The 17,647-nt window shown below is 65.4% G+C and carries 13 protein-coding genes and 1 pseudogene; 1 reads left to right on the top strand and 13 read right to left on the bottom strand.

Translation table 11 applies throughout. The features are described 5' to 3' along the window. Window positions 1–20 precede the first annotated feature (20 nt). From CWS39_RS09895 to metH, 5 genes are all read right to left on the bottom strand, one after another. A complete protein-coding gene (locus tag CWS39_RS09895) occupies window positions 21–305 on the bottom strand; it encodes a hypothetical protein (protein ID WP_142386823.1) in 285 nt (94 codons plus the stop codon). A 92-nt stretch (window positions 306–397) separates the two neighbouring features. Further along, window positions 398–1,294 (bottom strand): GIY-YIG nuclease family protein, encoded by an 897-nt coding sequence (locus tag CWS39_RS09890; protein WP_102142733.1) that lies wholly within the window; start codon window positions 1,292–1,294, stop codon window positions 398–400. A 15-nt stretch (window positions 1,295–1,309) separates the two neighbouring features. Then, window positions 1,310–2,527, bottom strand: a complete 1,218-nt coding sequence (locus tag CWS39_RS28625) for a restriction endonuclease subunit S (RefSeq protein WP_142386822.1) — start codon at window positions 2,525–2,527, stop codon at window positions 1,310–1,312. After that, window positions 2,524–5,244: a DEAD/DEAH box helicase family protein gene (locus CWS39_RS09875; RefSeq protein ID WP_199178026.1), complete on the bottom strand. Its 2,721-nt coding sequence runs from the start codon at window positions 5,242–5,244 to the stop codon at window positions 2,524–2,526. Before CWS39_RS09875 ends, CWS39_RS28625 begins: the two co-directional genes overlap by 4 nt. Before the next feature lie 27 nt (window positions 5,245–5,271). Further along, a complete protein-coding gene (metH, locus tag CWS39_RS09870; protein WP_233213429.1) occupies window positions 5,272–9,000 on the bottom strand; it encodes a methionine synthase in 3,729 nt (1,242 codons plus the stop codon). Window positions 9,001–9,417: 417 nt separating this feature from the next. On the opposite strand from metH, the gene CWS39_RS09865 reads away from it, so the two are divergent. Then, complete coding sequence (locus CWS39_RS09865; RefSeq protein ID WP_102142748.1) at window positions 9,418–10,269, top strand: PAC2 family protein; 852 nt, start codon at window positions 9,418–9,420, stop codon at window positions 10,267–10,269. Here the strand turns inward: CWS39_RS09865 and CWS39_RS09860 are convergent. The 8 genes and pseudogenes from CWS39_RS09860 to CWS39_RS09825 all read right to left on the bottom strand — a co-directional run bounded on the left by CWS39_RS09860 (window position 10,266) and on the right by CWS39_RS09825 (window position 17,630). Continuing rightward, window positions 10,266–11,697 (bottom strand): annotated as a pseudogene (locus tag CWS39_RS09860) (DUF1254 domain-containing protein). The gene CWS39_RS09865 and the pseudogene CWS39_RS09860 overlap by 4 nt on opposite strands. Then, window positions 11,694–12,569 carry an SDR family oxidoreductase gene (locus tag CWS39_RS09855; protein ID WP_102142730.1) on the bottom strand — a complete coding sequence of 292 codons (876 nt, stop codon included), beginning with the start codon at window positions 12,567–12,569 and terminating at the stop codon, window positions 11,694–11,696. The pseudogene CWS39_RS09860 and the gene CWS39_RS09855 overlap by 4 nt, the downstream one beginning before the upstream one ends. Before the next feature lie 24 nt (window positions 12,570–12,593). Then, window positions 12,594–13,829, bottom strand: coding sequence for a cysteine--1-D-myo-inosityl 2-amino-2-deoxy-alpha-D-glucopyranoside ligase (mshC, locus tag CWS39_RS09850; protein WP_102142729.1), 1,236 nt, complete (start codon window positions 13,827–13,829; stop codon window positions 12,594–12,596). 38 nt (window positions 13,830–13,867) lie between these two features. After that, window positions 13,868–14,620, bottom strand: a complete 753-nt coding sequence (locus CWS39_RS09845) for a 3'(2'),5'-bisphosphate nucleotidase CysQ (protein WP_102142728.1) — start codon at window positions 14,618–14,620, stop codon at window positions 13,868–13,870. Window positions 14,621–14,647: 27 nt separating this feature from the next. Beyond that, entirely contained in the window at window positions 14,648–15,463 is an 816-nt protein-coding gene (locus CWS39_RS09840; protein ID WP_102142727.1) for an SCO1664 family protein, read from the bottom strand. Continuing rightward, window positions 15,447–16,043: a DUF3090 domain-containing protein gene (locus tag CWS39_RS09835; protein ID WP_102142726.1), complete on the bottom strand. Its 597-nt coding sequence runs from the start codon at window positions 16,041–16,043 to the stop codon at window positions 15,447–15,449. Before CWS39_RS09835 ends, CWS39_RS09840 begins: the two co-directional genes overlap by 17 nt. Window positions 16,044–16,098: 55 nt before the next feature. After that, a complete protein-coding gene (locus CWS39_RS09830) occupies window positions 16,099–16,803 on the bottom strand; it encodes a histidine phosphatase family protein (RefSeq protein WP_102142725.1) in 705 nt (234 codons plus the stop codon). Next, entirely contained in the window at window positions 16,800–17,630 is an 831-nt protein-coding gene (locus tag CWS39_RS09825) for an undecaprenyl-diphosphate phosphatase (protein ID WP_102142747.1), read from the bottom strand. The genes CWS39_RS09830 and CWS39_RS09825 overlap by 4 nt, the downstream gene beginning before the upstream one ends. Window positions 17,631–17,647: the final 17 nt, after the last annotated feature.

The raw sequence follows: 17,647 nt of genomic DNA, 5'->3' as shown, positions 1-17,647 counted from the left end.
ACCGCGCAACGGTGCCTCATTCAGGTTGACAGGTTCCGGAACCGGTCGACGTACCTGGCGGACAGTCGCTTCATTGACTCATCCAGTGGACTGTCCCAGGGCTCAAATCGTGCGCCCTGATCCCGCAGATCGCCGATCTCGGCCACGCCTTCGGTCACCAGCGAACGCACCAACTCGAGCGTCTTGCGCTGAACTTCAGAGAGACTCGCCGACAGGTTCTCCTCAGCGACGTGCCTGTGCACCTCCCAGAGTTTGACCCAGTCATGCTGGCCTTCGACGAGAACCTTCTCGCGCGCAGAAAGCACGACCACCCTCCTGGCCACCATCGCCGATACCTACGAACCTAGAGAATTGAATCATTGGAGATCCGACAACAATCCCGCTTTGCCAGCAGGAGCTACTCGACGCCGCGGCTTTCCCAGTCACCGAACGTGCCTTCGGCCGATACCCACTCCCTGCGGCCGTTGCACGAACGTCCGAGCGCGATGGCGCCAGCCGTGGACGGCGAGGAGAAAACAACGTTGCGGGTCAAGCGACCATTGCCTTGCGAGATCGCAATGGCACCGGTTTCAACGAGTTGTCGATGTTGATTTCGGTATGTCTCATATGCCTTTCGAGTGCTGGCGGCTTTGCCGACGCCATGCCAAGTAGCCACGATGACGGAGCCGGCGAGCATGGTGAACTCCCCGTCGATCTGCTGCGCCTGAGCGTCAACGCCCAGCTTCGCAAGGCGCAGGTTGAACACCGGGGAGTCATTGGTGTCCACTGCTGTGCGTGGCACAGATGGCGCTGGGACGCGAATTGCGTTGACGCCAAGCACCGGCAGCACGATCTGCAACTGGGATACGAAGTAGTCCATGTCCGACGCATCTGCCTCAGGCAACGCCGGCACGGGCGGAGCCGTGCCGTTCTCCAATGTCACCCTGCCCGCGAGTGCTGCGAACGAGATCAATCGGGATTCCAGGTACCGACCATGCGCTTTGGTGAGGTTGGCGTCCTTGGAGGTGATGACAACGACGCGATCCCAAAAATCCCTGTCGCGGTGGTGATATCGCAGCCGGTCGGCAACGACGTCGGCCTCGCCAATGTAGCAACGCGTGTTCTCGATGGCAGTTTCATCCTCGCCGAGCAAGAGATAGGCGCCGGTGCGTTGAGCCTCGTCACGCTTGAGCAGATCGGCGAGGTCTGACCGTCGGGCAGAAAGCACATGGCCGGTCCAGTTCGTGATTTCGGCGGTAGTCAGGCCGCCGGGTGTGCCGTCCGCGAGAAAGAGTTTGATTTGCTTGCCGCTCATAGACTTACCGCAGTGCTATCCGCCGCGGAACCGGCTCTGTCGGATAAGTCGGCCGCCGAATGCGAACGCCAGCAGCGAAGAGCGAAGGGTTCTCGCGCGGGTCCGCGTTGCAGCGAGCGTGTTCGCCAACCGGGACATCTCCCCCTCAATCTCCGTCAAGTGCGCTAGCCCGGCGTCTTGAACTGCCAGGCTGGGCACGGGTAGCTCCAAAGAATCCAGCTTGGCGAGACTCAGATTGTGCTGACCGGCACTCGACGCCGCCAGCGCTACGATTCGCGCACGAATCTGCGGACTACGAAGCATGGCGTGCACCCACTGAGGACGGACCAGTTCATTGCGTACACGGTAACGAATCAGGTACGAGGCAAATGCCGCATCAATTCCAGACTGCACTACCGCCGAGCGTCCAATTAGATCGACCGAACCGTTGGTACGAACGATGAGCACGTCGCCGGGCGACAACAAGTACTTCGTCATGTTCATGTCCGACTCAACGACGCGCTTCTCATCCGACAAGTCGATACAGCCATTCACTAAGTTCGGAATTCGAACTACCGGAATGCCAGTGCCGTCAGCGCTGCACTTCGTCGAAGTCCCATACCCGGCGTCGACCGCCAATGTTCGTAGTTGGGACCGGTCTCCCGTGTAAAGGCTGGCAAGAACGCTTCCTCGCATCGCCTCAATACGCCGAAAACCATTGTCCATGTATGCCTCGGCCGCATCGAGACGCGAGAGATGGTCCTCAAGCAGGTCGACTATTCGGCGTTGTTCGTCGAGTGGCGGTACAGGCGTGGGCCATGACGCCAGACGAGCGCGGCCAAGATGGTGAATACCGACGCCTCGTGAATGTTCAATGAACCGGCCCGTAAGAGCCTGGTAGCGAAAGTAGTGCAAGAGAAACTTGGGCTCATGCTCGCGGGGACGCACCCGAATAAGCGTGTTCTGAAAGGCGCAGTCCGCGATCTCCCCTGACCAGAGCGCTGGCTTCCCTACCTCCCCAGGACTTCCTGACGCCTCCCCCAAAACGATGTCGCCTGGCTGCAGCCGGTACGTGTCCAACTCTTCATCCGTAAAGTTCATCGACTTGACATCATTCAGGTTGAGCCCTGCCCACGTCACGTTGGCTGCCCGAATGTATGGGCGCATCGAGTCGCCGGAGTGGTTCTTGGGCGCTCGCTGACGACCGAGCCGCACTTCTGCAACCGCCGAAAGCGGTCTGACAGGCCACTTCACGCCGTCAACTCCGCATTCAACTCGTCAATTAGCTCCCCGGCCTTATCCCCCAAATCCCTTATGGCACCGTCGGTTCCACCTCGTTCAGTAAACGGCACATCATCGAGATCTTCGACCCTTATGCCCGCCGAGTTGGCGATGACGGTCACCATCCGATCCAGCCACCATCGCTCGGTGTCGCTGAACACCACCCCGGCCTGCTCCTGCTGGGCCAGCCAGTTCGCGTACTTCTCCTGCACCCGCTCGGCGTAGGGAACGAGTTCGTCGTCTACACCCGTGGCGTACCGCACGAGCGACACCAAGTCCGTCAACGTGTGCTTCGAGCAGACGCGCACCTTGGATGCGTCGAGCGCGGCGTAGGCGTCCCAGATGACCTCGGGCGTCCAATTATGCGGCGGTCGTGCAATTCTCGCGGCCAACCCCTGGATGAACCCAAAGTCGATGCCTCGTTCGCCGGCTTCGTAACCCAGTTGCAGCGCGGTGATCTCATCGCGGTGTTCATCGAGATAGGCCTGCCACGACTCGACGATCGAGCGAGCCCTCTCGGTGTCGACGACACCACCAGCTTCGATGACCTCGTCCTGGCTGACCTCGTCGATCACCCGGTCGTGGGCCGCGCGGAGCTCCAGAATGCGGTTGCGCAGTGCAGGATTGGCTGCGATCGGCGTGATCGCGGCTTCGATAGCTTCAGCCGTCGCGGTGGCCGGCTCCACCGCATCAACGAGCTGCCGGACGATGTCGCGAACCGGCTGTCCCGCAACCTCATCAAGCTCGTGGCGCTCATCGTCGGTGAGGTCGAGTTCTAGTTTCGCCAACCGCGATGCCAACGTCGCCGCCTCGTCCTCGGTGATGGTGAGATTGGCCGCCTTGTCGAGAAGCTTCTTGAGACTGGCCGACTTCTGCCGGTTGAGCGGCGGCTCGACGAAGTCATGCTCGGTGACTCCGATGGCATCCACGATGACGAAGCGCGTCTTCGTCTCCGCGTCGGGTGTTACAGCCTGGAAGTCAGCGGGCGGAATCGTGCGTGCACCTCGTCCCTTCATCTGCTCGAAGTACTGCGCTGAGCGCACGTCGCGCATGAAGAACACGCACTCCAACGGTTTCACATCGGTGCCGGTGGCAATCATGTCGACAGTGACCGCAATTCTCAGCGCTGGGCTGGTCCGCAGTGCCTGCAACTGTTCTTTGGCATTGCGAGCGCTGTAGGTGATCTTTGCGGCGAAGTCGTTTCCCTTCCCGAACACCTCGCGAACCTGCGTAACGATCTCCTCTGCATGGTTGTCGTCCTTGGCGAAGATGAGGGTCTTGGGAACCGTGGTGCGACCCGGGAAAATGTCGATGAACAATCGGTCCCGAAACGTCTCCAGCACAGTGCGGATCTGGTCGGTGGCCGTAACCGCCCGATCCAGTTGTGCTGGACGGTAATCAAGCTCATCATCGAGCGTTTCGAAGCGTTGCTCGCGCGTTCTCCGGTCCACCTTCGGCACCACTGTCCCCGCTTCGATGCGCGAACCTTCCTCACTGATCTTGGTGCGGATGCGGTAGATGTCGAAGTCAACGTTGACGCCGTCGGCAACCGACTCCGGATAGGTGTACTCGGAGACGAGGTTCTGCTTGAAAAACCCGAACGTCTGCTTGCCCGGCGTAGCCGTCAAACCCACGATGTGGGCGTCGAAATACTCCAGCACCCCGCGCCATACACCGTAGATGCTCCGGTGCGCTTCATCGACGATCACCAGGTCGAACGTCTCCGGCGGCAGCGCCTCGCTGTAGGTCACCGTGACCGGTGTGTCAGGGACGAACTCGTCGAGGTTGGGATCGTCGGCGTCGCTGACTTCGCCCTGTTTGATGAACGTGAACACCCGCTGAATGGTGGAAATCGCGACGTTCGTCGAAGCCAACAACCCCGCGCTGGAGAGCTTGGCGACGTTGTAGAGCTCGGTAAAGCGGCGTCCGTCATCGGGCGTCCGGTAGTTCTGGAACTCCCCGACCGTCTGATCGGCGAGGTTGTTGCGATCGACAAGGAAGAGAATCCGGTTAACGCCGCCGTGCTTGAGCAGCCGGTAGGCCTCGGTGACCGCGGTGTAGGTCTTGCCGGCACCGGTAGCCATCTGCACCAGTGAGCGGTCGAAATGTTTGTTGGCCAAGCTGCGCTCGATGCCGTTGACTGCCTTGATCTGTGCGGGGCGCAACGAGGCGATGTCGAGCGGGGGAAGATCGCGAACCTTGGCGCGCCAGGTCGGACATTCCGGCGTTGCTTCTGCATCGCGCAAAATTCGCGCCAGCGTCTCCGGGCGCGGAACATTGAAGATCAACCGCGCGCGTGGGTCAGGGTCAAAGCCATTGGTGAAGTGGGTCTCTACTCCGGACGCTTCGAATACGAAGGGCAAGCGGCCTTCGGTGGTCTTAGCTGCCAGACGAACGTCCGCAGGCAGTCCTTCGGCGTACATCGCCGACTGCCACTCCACGCCGGAAAGCGCGGTGCCCATCGGTTTGGCTTCGATGACTCCGACTACTGCCCGATCCACGTACAGCAGGTAGTCGACCCGTCCGTGACCGGGCTTCATCACCACTTCACGAACCGCGATGCCCTGGCCGGCGAACAAGTTCAGGTCCTTCTTGTCCTGGACTACCCAGTCGGCCTGGGTCAGTTGCTGATCGATGAGCTTACGGGCACGCGCCTCCGCAGGAAGTAGTCCATTGTCCGCATCGCTCATCCTGATCGAAGACTAGGCGATCAGGCGTCAGTCCTCCGGGTTGTAGCCGAGGTTGGGCGCCAGCCAGCGCTCAGCCTCCTGCAGGGTCCAGCCCTTGCGCCGCGCATAGTCGGCGACCTGGTCCTGGGCCAACCGCCCGACCACGAAGTACTGCGACTGCGGGTGCGAGAAGTACCAGCCGGACACGGCGGCACCGGGCCACATCGCCATCGACTCGGTCAGCTCGATGCCGGTCCGCTCCGTCACGTCCAACAATTGAAAGAGCGTCGCCTTCTCGGTGTGCTCCGGGCAGGCCGGGTAGCCGGGGGCAGGGCGGATTCCCACGTACTTCTCACCGATGAGCGCCTCGTTGTCCAGCTGCTCGTCGGGCTGGTATCCCCAGAACTCCTTGCGGACCCGTTCATGCATCCGTTCGGCGAACGCCTCGGCCAGCCGGTCGGCGAGCGACTCCAACAGGATGGCGCTGTAGTCGTCGTGGGCCGCCTTGAACTCGACGATCTTGTCCTGGCTTCCGAGCCCCGCGGTGACGGCGAAGGCGCCGATGTAATCCCGGAGACCCGATTCTTTGGGGGCGATGAAATCGCCGAGCGACCGGTTCGGGATGCCGTCGCGGTGCTCGCCCTGCTGGCGCAGGTTGTGCAACGTGGTCAGCACCTCGGTACGGGTCTCGTCGGTGTACACCTCGATGTCGTCACCGACCGCGTTCGCCGCGAAGAACCCGATCACCCCGTTGGCGGTCAGCCACTTCTCCTTGATCAGGGTGTCGAGCATCTCCTGGGCGTCCTCATAGAGCTTGCGGGCTGCTTCCCCGGAGGCCGGGTTGTTGAGGATGTCGGGGAACTTGCCCTTCATCTCCCAGGCGTTGAAGAACGGCTGCCAGTCGATGTACTCGCGAAGCTCAGCGAGGTCGTAGTCGTGAAAATCGCGCACTCCCAAACCTTGAGCGGGCACCGGCGGCGTGTAGCCGTCCCACTCGATCGGCGTCCGGTTGGCGCGGGCCTTCTCCAACGGCACCATCGGCCGCTCGTTCTTCTGGGCGTGCCGTTCGCGCAGTGACGCGTAGTCCTTCTCGGTGGCCTCCAGCAGCGCCGGCCGTTGACGGTCGTCGAGCAGCGCGGCAGCGACAGGCACCGAGCGCGACGCGTCCTTGACCCAGACCACCGGACCGCTGCGGCGCGGCGCCACCTTCACCGCCGTGTGGGCGCGCGAGGTGGTCGCACCACCGATCAGCAGCGGGATCTCCAGCCCCTCGCGTTCCATCTCGACGGCGAAGTTGACCATCTCGTCCAGAGACGGGGTGATCAGCCCGGACAGCCCGATGATGTCGGCGTCGTGCTCCTTGGCCGCGTCCAGAATCTTCTGGGCAGGCACCATCACCCCGAGGTCGATCACTTCAAAGTTGTTGCACTGCAGGACGACTCCGACGATGTTCTTGCCGATGTCGTGGACGTCGCCCTTGACCGTCGCCATGATGATGGTGCCGTTGGTGTCCTTACCGGCATCCCCCGGCTGCTTCTCCGCCTCGATGTACGGCAGCAGGTACGCAACGGCCTTCTTCATCACCCGCGCCGACTTCACGACCTGCGGCAAAAACATCTTGCCCGAGCCGAACAGATCGCCGACGACGTTCATGCCGTCCATCAGCGGGCCCTCGATCACCTCGATCGGCCGCCCTCCGGCGGCCGCGATCTCGGCCCGCAATTCCTCGGTGTCGGCGTCGACATAGGCGTCGATGCCCTTGACCAACGCGTGCGTAATCCGTTCGCGGACAGGCAGATTGCGCCACTCGGCCGCTTCCGCGTCGTCGGTCTTCTCCGATTTGTTGAACCGCTCGGCGATCTCCAGCAGCCGCTCGGCCGCATCCTCGCGCCGGTTCAGCACGACGTCCTCGATGCGGTCCCGTAGTTCGGGGTCGATCGAGTCGTAGGGCACCAGCGCACCGGCGTTCACGATGCCCATGTCCAGGCCGGCCTTGATGGCGTGGAACAGGAACACCGAGTGGATCGCCTCGCGGACCGGGTTGTTGCCCCGGAACGAGAACGACACGTTCGAGATACCGCCGGAGATGTGCACGCCGGGCAGGTTCTCCTTGATCCAGCGGCAGGCCTCGATGAAGTCGATGCCATAGGTCGCGTGCTCTTCGATGCCCGTCGCCAGCGCGAAGCAGTTCGGGTCGAAGATGATGTCCTCGGCCGGAAAGCCGACCTCTTCGGTCAGGATCCGGTACGCGCGTCCGCAGATCTGTTTGCGGCGCTCGAGGTTGTCGGCCTGCCCCTCCTCGTCGAACGCCATCACCACGACGGCGGCGCCGTACTTGCGGCACAGCCGCGCCTCGCGGATGAACTTCGCCTCGCCCTCCTTCAGGGAGATCGAGTTGACGATCGGCTTGCCCTGCACGTTCTTCAGGCCCGCCTCGATGACCTCCCACTTGGAGGAGTCGATCATCACCGGGACGCGGCTGATGTCCGGTTCGGCCGCGATCAGCTTGGTGAACCGGTCCATCGCGGCGACGCCGTCGATCATGCCCTCGTCCATGTTGATGTCGATGACCTGCGCACCGACCTCGACCTGCTGCAGGGCCACCGACAGCGCGGAGTCGTAGTCCTCGGCCTTGATCAGGTTGCGGAACCGGGCCGAGCCGGTGATGTTGGTGCGCTCACCGATGTTGACGAACAGGGAGTTGTCATCGATGTTGAGCGGCTCCAGGCCCGCGAGCCGGGTGGCCACCGGGATCTCGGGCACCGTGCGCGGCGGCTTGCCCTCGACGACCTTGGCGATCTCGGCGATGTGCGCCGGCGTCGTTCCGCAGCACCCGCCGACCAGATTGACGAAACCGGCCTCGGCGAACTCCTCGATGTAGCCGGCCTGATGCTGCGGGGACTCGTCGTACTCGCCGAAGGCGTTGGGCAGGCCGGCATTCGGGTAGCAGGAGACGAAGGTGTCGGCGATGCGTGACATCTCGGCGATGTAGGGCCGCATCTCCGGCGCGCCCAGGGCGCAGTTGAGGCCGACCGCGAGCGGCTTGGCGTGCCGGATCGAGTTCCAGAACGCTTCGGTGACCTGACCGGACAGCGTCCGCCCGGACGCATCGGTGATGGTGCCCGAGATGATCACCGGCCAGCGGCGGCCACGCTCGTCAAACAGCGTCTCGACGGCGAACACCGCGGCCTTGGCGTTCAGCGTGTCGAAGATCGTCTCGACGATGAGGAGGTCGGCACCACCGTCGAGCAGGCCCTTGGCGGCTTCGTGGTAAGCGGCGACCAGCTGGTCGTAGGAGACGTTGCGCGCACCCGGATCGTTGACGTCCGGCGAGATCGACGCGGTCCGCGTCGTCGGCCCCAGGGCGCCGGCGACGTAACGAGGCTTGTCCTTCGTGCTGAACTCGTCGCAGGCTTTGCGGGCCAGGGCGGCGCCGGCGTAGTTCAACTCGTAGCTCAGCTCCGCCATGTCGTAGTCGGACAGCGAGATCGCGTTCGCGTTGAAGGTGTTGGTCTCCACGATGTCGGCGCCCGCCTCGAGGTACTCGCGGTGGATGCCCTCGATGATGTGCGGCTGCGTCAGGTTGAGCAGGTCGTTGTTGCCCTGGAGCGGGCTCGGCCAGTCTTTGAACCGCTCGCCGCGGTAGCCCGCCTCATCCGGGCGGTCCCGCTGGATCGCGGTGCCCATCGCGCCGTCGATGACCATGATCCGCTCGCGCAGAACTGCCGTCAGTTCGTCGGTGCAGTCGGGGCGGATATTCGGCTCAAAGTCGGTCACGTGCACTCCTTCCGCAATGGAAGGCGTCCTTGACTTCGCCGAGCGTGGCGGATACCGGTATCCATACCTGTATCCGTTGCAACGCCTCTCGACGAGAAAAGTCTACGTCGTCGCGCCAACTGTTTGCGCGACCGCTCGCGGATTGTGTGGGCAAAGTCTTGGCCATGTGCTAGTCACCGAACTTAACCAGATTGCAGCCGAACGTATTTCGTCGCGACCGCGTCGGCAGCGTCACTCACCACGTCAGCCGCGCGATCGTTGACAACAGTCACATCGCCAGGGTAGTCGCCCTAGGCAAACCCGCCGGTACCGCGATGCCGCTCATCGGGGCTAGGTAAGGCTTACGCTGGCGTTGTGACCACGTCGGATGCCAGCCGCCAACCCGATGCTCTTCGCGCAAGCGGCTCATCGCGGGACCTGCCGAAACTGCACGACGCCATCGTCGTCGCTGCTTTCGAGGGCTGGAACGACGCCGGCGACGCGGCCAGCGACGCCCTGGAGCACCTGGACGCCATCTGGGAGGCCGAACCGATCGTCGAAATCGACGACGAGGCCTACTACGACTACCAGGTGAACCGGCCGGTGATCCGCCAGGTCGACGGGGTCACCCGCGAGCTGGTGTGGCCGTCGATGCGGATTTCGTACTGCCGCCCGCCGGGTTCGGACCGCGACATCGTGCTGATGCACGGCGTGGAGCCGAATATGAGGTGGCGCACATTCTGCGCCGAGCTGCTCGCCATCGCGGACAAGCTCAATGTCTCCACCGTCGTCATCCTGGGCGCGCTGCTGGCCGACACGCCGCACACCAGGCCGGTCCCGGTGTCGGGGGCGGCGTATTCGCCGGAGTCGGCCAAGTTCTTCGGCCTGGAGCAGACCCGCTACGAGGGCCCGACCGGTATCGCCGGGGTGTTCCAGGACGCCTGCGTGCAGGCCGGCATCCCGGCGGTGACGTTCTGGGCGGCGGTGCCGCACTACGTGTCGCAGCCGCCGAACCCCAAGGCGACGGTCGCGTTGCTGCGCCGCGTCGAAGACGTGCTGGACATCGAGGTGCCGCTGGCCGACCTGCCGGCCCAGGCCGAGGAGTGGGAGGAAGCGGTCACCGAGATGACCGCCGAGGACGACGAGATCGCCGAGTACGTCGCCGCGCTCGAGCAGCGTGGCGACGCCGAGGTCGATATGACGGAAGCGCTGGGCAAGATCGACGGCGACGCGCTGGCCGCCGAGTTCGAGCGCTACCTGCGCCGCCGCGGGCCGGGCTTCCGAGGCTAAGTCTTGACAGGTTCGGGCGGCTGCCATTGGCCGTCCAGCGCGTCGGGTTTCGGCCAGTACAGCCTCAGCACCAACGCGAACGGGCCTTTGGGTGCGGGCAGCCAGTTCGGTTCGCGCGCCGCCCCCGGCGACTCGTTCTGGATGTAGAGCGTGTAGCCGCCGTCGGGGTCTTTGACCAGGTCGTCCAGCATCGCCGAGTTGATCAGATACCGGTCGACGGGATTGTCCACCAGCAGGCTGGCCGGCATTTCGTACATGGTCAGCGACCAGAATGCGTTGACCGGCGGAAGCTGTCCGGGCGCGAACCGGAATGTGTACTTGTTGGCACCCGTCAGCGGTTCGCCCGCGGCGTCGTTGAAGAAGCCCGGATAAATGGCCTCGGCGGCAGTGTTGCCGTAGATACCCAGCACCGCGCCGGCCATCCGGTACAGGTAGTTGCCCTTAAGATCCGCAGCGGTGCCAAAGAACTGGGCCGAACCGACCTCACCGGTATCGACCTTGTCTTTTTTGAAGGTGTTGAATTCCGCCCAGGCGTCGGCCATTCCGCCTTCGATGGCCGACCGCATCTCCGGGCTGAGCTTGTCGGCGTCGAAGTTTCCTTCAGGCCCAATGCCGATGGTGGCGAAGCGATCCCGTAACTCCTTCTCCTCGGGCTTGGGTGGGCGCGAATCGCAGTGCAAAACTGAGGATTTCGAAGAACTGCGGTGAGCTACGTTGTTGGTCCGGGGTCAGCGGCGGCACGAAGTCGATCGGCGGCGCGGGCTCGGGTGGCGGCTGGTTGAGGTAGACCGACAGCGGCGTCACCTGGTAGCCGGCCTGGATTTTCTCGACGTTGGCGATGTCGTCGGGCCCGAACAGTTGCGTGCGGTACAGCACGAATGCCAGGTCGGTATCGGACCGGATGACCTGGTCGATGCCTGCGGGTTTCTCGCCCTGCCAACCCGGTCCGGCGAGCAGGTACTTCCCGCCGCCGTTGCCGGTGGTGCGGCTGCCGACATAGCCGACGTTGTAGGTGTATCCGTCGACGAATTGCAGTGAGTAGTAGCGGCCTTCTTCGATCGGCGGAACGGTCAGCACCAGGGGCTCGGCGCGCAGGTCTGCACCGACAACTGAGTAGGGTGTGTCGGAGTTCGGCGTTTGAATCGCCTTGTCCTCGGGCGTGAAAACCCTTGCAGTATTGTGGATTTCGTTCCAGCCGCCCTTGTACTCGGGATCTTCCTTGTCGACGAAATACGCGTACTGCACCCGGTAGTTGTCGACAATCGGGAAGCCGTAGATGTAGGCCTCCTTGGCGATCGCGCGGGCCTGCTCGGGCGTGACGGTGGCGGGAGCCGGGGGCGGCGTCGTCGGCTCTTCGGGTTGCTCCGTGGTGCATCCAGCAAGCGCGGCGAGCAATGCAAGCGCGAGGACGATTCGGCGGACCTTCACTTCTCGAGCGCTTCGGTGCGGGCGCTCATCGACCGGCCCAGCGCGGCGACTTCGGCGTCCATCCGCGGCAGCAGGTCCGGCACGAATTTCGTGACCTGTGGCTCGCCGATCCGGCTGGACAGCACCGGCCGCAGCCACCGCAAAAGCCCGACCCAGCCGGGGCAGTTGATCTGGCGTTTGCGTCGTTCGATGCCCTTGACGAAGGCCTTGCCGCACGCCTCGACCGACGTGGTCTTGCTCAGCGGGCCGGGCAGTTTGCCGATCATTTCCTGGAATGTCGACAGATCCGCCTTCGCCTCCCGCACCAGCGGGGTGTCGATCCAGCTCATATGCGCCGAACCGACGTCGACGCCGAGGTGGGCGACCTCCAGCCGCAGCGCGTTGGCGAAGTGCTCCACGCCGGCCTTGGCCGCGTTGTACGGCGCCAGGCCCGGGGCGGCCGCGTAGGCCGCCAGCGAGGAGACGATCAGCACGTAACCGCGGCGCTCGATCACCGACGGCAGCGCCGCGCGCACGGTGTTGAACACGCCGACGATGTTCACGTCGATGAGCGTCCGGAACGCCGCCGGGTCCACGTTGAGCACCGAACCGTAGGTCGCGATGCCGGCGTTGGCCATGACGACGTCGATGCCGCCGAAGCGCGCGACGGCCTTGTCCACGGCCGCTTGCATGGCCGCCAGGTCGCGCACGTCGGCGACCGTCGTCAGGACCCGGTCTTCGCCGAGCGAGCCAGCCAACTCCTTCAGCGGCGCTTCGTCGAGGTCGGTGAGCACCAGTTTGGCGCCCTTGTCGTGCAGCCGTCGCGCCACTTCGGCGCCGACGCCGCGCGCCCCGCCGGTGATCAGGACGACTTTTCCGGTCACTGAACTCATGGCGGAAACCTACCGCCGCGGCGATTACAGGTCTACACCGAGTAGGGCGTCGACGGCGGTGGCCACCGTCCGTGGCGCATCACCGTCGTGCCCGCCGTACTCCAGCGTGTCGGTAGCCCAACCATCAAGGGCGGCAAGGGCTTTCGGGGTATCAAGATCGTCGGCTAGATACTGCCGGACCCGCGCGACGGCGTCCGAGGCGTCCGGTCCGGCGGCCAGCGCGCTCGCCTGACGCCAGCGCGCCAGCCGCGCCTGCGCCTCCTCGAGCACCGCCGCGCTCCATGACCGATCCGCGCGGTAGTGCCCGGCCAGCAGACCCAACCGGATCGCGGCGGGTTCGACGCCATCAGCGCGCAGTCCGGACACCAGCACCAGGTTGCCGCGGCTCTTGCTCATCTTGTGCCCGTCCCAGCCGATCATGCCGGCGTGCACGTAATGCCGCGCGAATCGCCGCTCGCCGGTGACACATTCGGCGTGCGCGGCGGAGAACTCGTGGTGCGGGAAGATCAGGTCCGACCCGCCGCCCTGGATGTCCAGGCCGGTGCCGATGCGGCTGAGCGCGATCGCCGAACACTCCACATGCCAGCCCGGCCGGCCCGGCCCGAACGGCGACGGCCAACTCGGCTCACCGGGCCGCGCGGCACGCCACATCAGTGCGTCGAGCGGATCGCTCTTGCCCGGCCGGTCGGGGTCACCGCCGCGCTCACCGAACAACGCCAGCATGGTGTCGCGGTCGTAGCCCGACTCGTAGCCGAACTGCAGGGTGGCGTCGGCGCGGTAATAGACGTCGGGGTACTCACCGTCGACGACGTAGGCCGCACCGGAGGCCAGCATCTTCTCCACCAGCTCCACGACCTCGTCGATCGCCTCGGTGGCGGCGACGTAGTCGTGCGGCGGCAACACCCGCAGCGCGGCCATATCCGTGCGGAACAGTTCGGGCTCGCGGTCGCCGAGCACCCGCCAGTCGATGCCGTCGCGGTCCGCGCGTTCGAACAGCGGATCGTCGATGTCGGTGACGTTCTGCACGTAGTGCACCCGGTGACCGGCGTCCAGCCAGAGCCGGTGCACCAGATCGAAGGCCAGGTAGGTCGCCGCGTGGCCGAGGTGGGTGGCGTCGTAGGGGGTGATGCCGCAGACGTACATGGTGGCGGTCTCGCCGGGTGACACCGGCCGCACCTGATGGTCGGCGCTGTCGTAGAGCCGAAGCGCGGGACCGCGACCGGGCAGCGACGGAACGTTCGGCGCCGACCACGATTGCATAGTCCCGACTCTAAGCGCTCGCCTCGGTGAGCCCGCTGTCAGGACGGCGTGCGGATGGCCTCGAGCAGCACGTCGGCCAGCTCAGGACGGCACATCAGCAGATCGGGCAGGTACGGGTCGCGCCGGTTGTAGACCAGCCGCGACCCGTCCAACCGCGACGCGTGCAGGCCGGCGGCTTGCACCACACCGGCCGGCGCGGCCGAATCCCATTCCCACTGCCCGCCGGCGTGGATGTAGGCGTCGACGTCGCCGCGGACCACGGCCATCGCCTTGGCACCGGCCGACCCGATGCGGATCAGCTCGATGTTCAGCGCCTCGCGTAGCCGCCACAACACCGCGGGCGGCCGGCTGGCGCTGGCGGTGATGCGGATGGGGCCGTCGCGGCGCGGCGGCGGGGGTGTGACGGTGTCGGTGCGGTACACCTCGCCGCGGGCGGGCAAGGCGACCGCGGCGTCGGTGAGGCCGTCCGCGCTGCGCTGCCACAGCGCGATGTGCACGGCCCAGTCGTCGCGGCCGGGCATGGAGAACTCCCTGGTGCCGTCGACGGGGTCGACGATCCAGACCCGGTCGGCGTGCACCCGGGACAGGTCGTCGACGGCTTCCTCGCTGAGCACGGCGTCGTCGGGCCGCTCCTGGCGCAGCCGGTCGAGGATCAGGACGTTGGCCCGCTTGTCGCCGGCATCGCCGAGGTCGTACGGGTCGTAGAAGCCGATCTCGTCACGCACCGCCAACAGCAGGTCGCCGGCTTCCTGGGCCACCGTCGCGGCCAGAGCCGCATCGGTAAGGCTCACCGATCCAGTAGATCACGGCCCGCAGGGTTAGAACGCAGGCCAGGGGATCGGGCGGCGACGGTCGGGGGTCGGCATCACCGGGTTGTCGAGCAAGCCAACCACTCTGGCGCGTAGCGCCTCGATCTCGCGGCGGGTGAGGTGCTCGCACAGCCGCTCCCCCAATTCTGCGCGCAGTTGATCGCGCAATCCCGCGACGGCGTCGAGGGTCTCGTCGTCGACGGGCTTACCGGCCCACCCCCACAACACGGTGCGCAGCTTGTCCTCGACGTGCAGGCTGACGCCGTGGTCCACGCCATAGACGTGTCCGTCGACACCCACCAAAACGTGGCCGCCCTTGCGGTCGGCGTTGTTGATCAGCACGTCGAACACCGCCATGCGGCGCAGCCGGACATCGTCGGCGTGCACCAGGGTGACCTCGTCGCCGGCGTAGTCATAGGCCTGCAGCACCGGCAGATACCCCGGCGGGATGTGGTCAGACGGCAGCAAGTCGACAAGATCGGGGCCCGACGACGGCTCGTCGCCGACTTCATCCCCGGGCTGGTCCACCCACTGCTGCAGCATGCCGCGCCCGGCCGGCCCGTCGCGAATGATGGTGTAGGGCACGATGTTCCAGCCCAGCGCGGTGGACACCAGATACGCCGCGAGCTCGCGGCCGGCCAGCGTCCCGTCCGGAAAGTCCCACAGCGGCGCCTCGCCGGCGATCGGCTTGTACACGCAATGGGCCTGGCGGCCATCGAGATGCGCCTCGCACAGAAACGTCGCGTTGCTGGCGGAGCGGATCCGTCCGATGACGGTCAGCTCGCCGCGCTGCAGTACCTCACCGTCGTCAGGCGTCGGCGTCATCGTCGGATCCGGCAATGCTGTCCGAGGCACCGCGCAGGTACCCGTTGGTGCGCACACAAATGTGGCCCTCGGGATCCAGCGGTTCGTCGCACAGCGGGCACGGCGGCCGGCCCGCCGAAATGACCTTGTTGGATCGGGTTGCGAACTCGCGTGCCGACTCCGGCGTCAAGAACACCCGCACCGCGTCGGGCCCCTCCTCGGCGTCGTCGAGCACCACCGACGCGTCGAATTCGGTGTCGGACACCGCCAGCAGTTCCACGACGACGGTCTGGGCCTCCGAATCCCAGCCCAGTCCCATCGTGCCGACCCGGAACTCGGCGTCGACGGGCGTGATCAACGGGCTCAGGTCCTCGACCTCGCCGGTGTCCGGCGGGATCGGTGTGCCGAAGCGCCGGTTGATCTCCAGCAGCAGCGCGGCGATCCGCTCGGCGAGCACGGCGACTTGCTGCTTTTCCAGCACCACCGAGATCACCCGCTTGTCGTGCACCGCCTGCAGATAGAAGGTCCGGTTGCCGGGTTGCCCGACGGTCCCGGCCACGAAGCGGTCGGGCATGCGGAAGACGTGGATTGCGCGGGCCATGGCACCTTCCAAAATACCGGCATTGCCACCTCTGTCGTAATCGCGCAGCGGCGGATCAGTTGGTGGAACCGCCGACCACGGCGTCTCCGGGCGGCAGCTCGTCGGCCTGGCCGTCGGTCTTGGCGGGTTTTGCCGCCAGGCCGGCAGTCAGCGCCGCGCCGGTGTGGTTGACGTGAATGACGAACGGACGCGTGGCGGTGTAGCGGATGACGCTCATCGACGCCGGATCGGCGACGATGCGCTGGAAGCTGTCCAGGTGGGTGCCCAGCGCGTCGGCCACCACCGCCTTGATGACGTCGCCGTGCGTGCACGCCACCCACAGCGCGTCGCCGTCGTACTGCTCGGCCAGCCGCCGATCGTGCTCGCGCACCGCGGCCACCGCCCGCGCCTGCACATGGGCCAGGCCTTCGCCGTCGGGAAACACCGCGGCGCTGGGTTGCTGTTGCACCACCGACCACAGCGGTTCTTTGACCAGGTCGGCGATCTTGCGTCCGGTCCACGCGCCGTAGTCGACTTCGGATATCCGCTCGTCGACGAGCGGGTCCAGGCCCAGGGACTGCGCCAACGGCTCCACCGTTTTGCGGCACCGCAGCAGCGGCGAACGCACGATCGCGCGGATCGGCAGCCCGCCGAGCCGCTCGACCAGCGCCTGGGCCTGTTCGCGGCCCTTGTCGTCGAGGTCGACGCCGTCGGTGCGCCCGGCCAACGTCATCGCGGTGTTGGACGTCGAGCGGCCGTGGCGCAGCAGTATGACGGTCATGTGGCGGCCACCACCCCGGTGGCCAACAAGATCAGCACCACCACACCTAACAACACTCGGTAGCCGACGAACCAGTACATGCTGTGGCGGACCAGGAATCGCAGGAACCACGCGACCGCGGCGAAGCCGATGACGAACGCGATCAGCGTCGCCACCGCCAGCTGCGGACCGCTGGCGCTCATCCCCTCGCCGACAGGATCGAACGCGTCGGGCAGCGAGAACAGACCCGAGGCGAACACCGCCGGAATCGCCAGCAGGAAGCCGAACCGCGCCGCCAACTCCCGGTCCAGGCCCAGGAACAACCCGGTGCTGATGGTCGCGCCGGATCGTGAGACCCCGGGCACCAGCGCCAGGCACTGCGCCAGGCCGACGGTGACGCTGTCTTTCCACGTGAGTTCGTCGATGTGGCGTTTCTGGCGGCCGAAGTACTCGGCGGCGGCTATGACGGCGGAAAACCCGATCAGCGCGATCGCGATCAACCACAGATTGCGTGCGCCGGTGCGGATGTCGTCCTTGAAGAGCAACCCGAACACCCCGATCGGAATGGTGCCGATGATGACGTACCAGCCCAGGCGATAGTCGGTGTTTCGGCGCGCTCTGTCGAAAAGCCCATAAAACCAAGCTTTTACGATGCGACCGATGTCACGGGCGAAGTACAGCAGCACGGCCAGTTCGGTGCCGAGCTGGGTCACCGCGGTGAATGACGCGCCCGCATCGTCGTCGAAAAACAGCCGGGACGCTATCGCCAGGTGACCCGACGACGACACCGGCAGAAATTCGGTGAGCCCCTGTAGTACCGCCAAGACGACCACTTGCAGCCATGACATCGCCGGCGCGTCAACCA

It is taken from the genome of Mycobacterium hubeiense (genome assembly GCF_002838065.1).
Lineage (GTDB): Bacteria > Actinomycetota > Actinomycetes > Mycobacteriales > Mycobacteriaceae > Mycobacterium > Mycobacterium hubeiense.
This window is presented reverse-complemented; position numbering and strand designations above follow the sequence as displayed.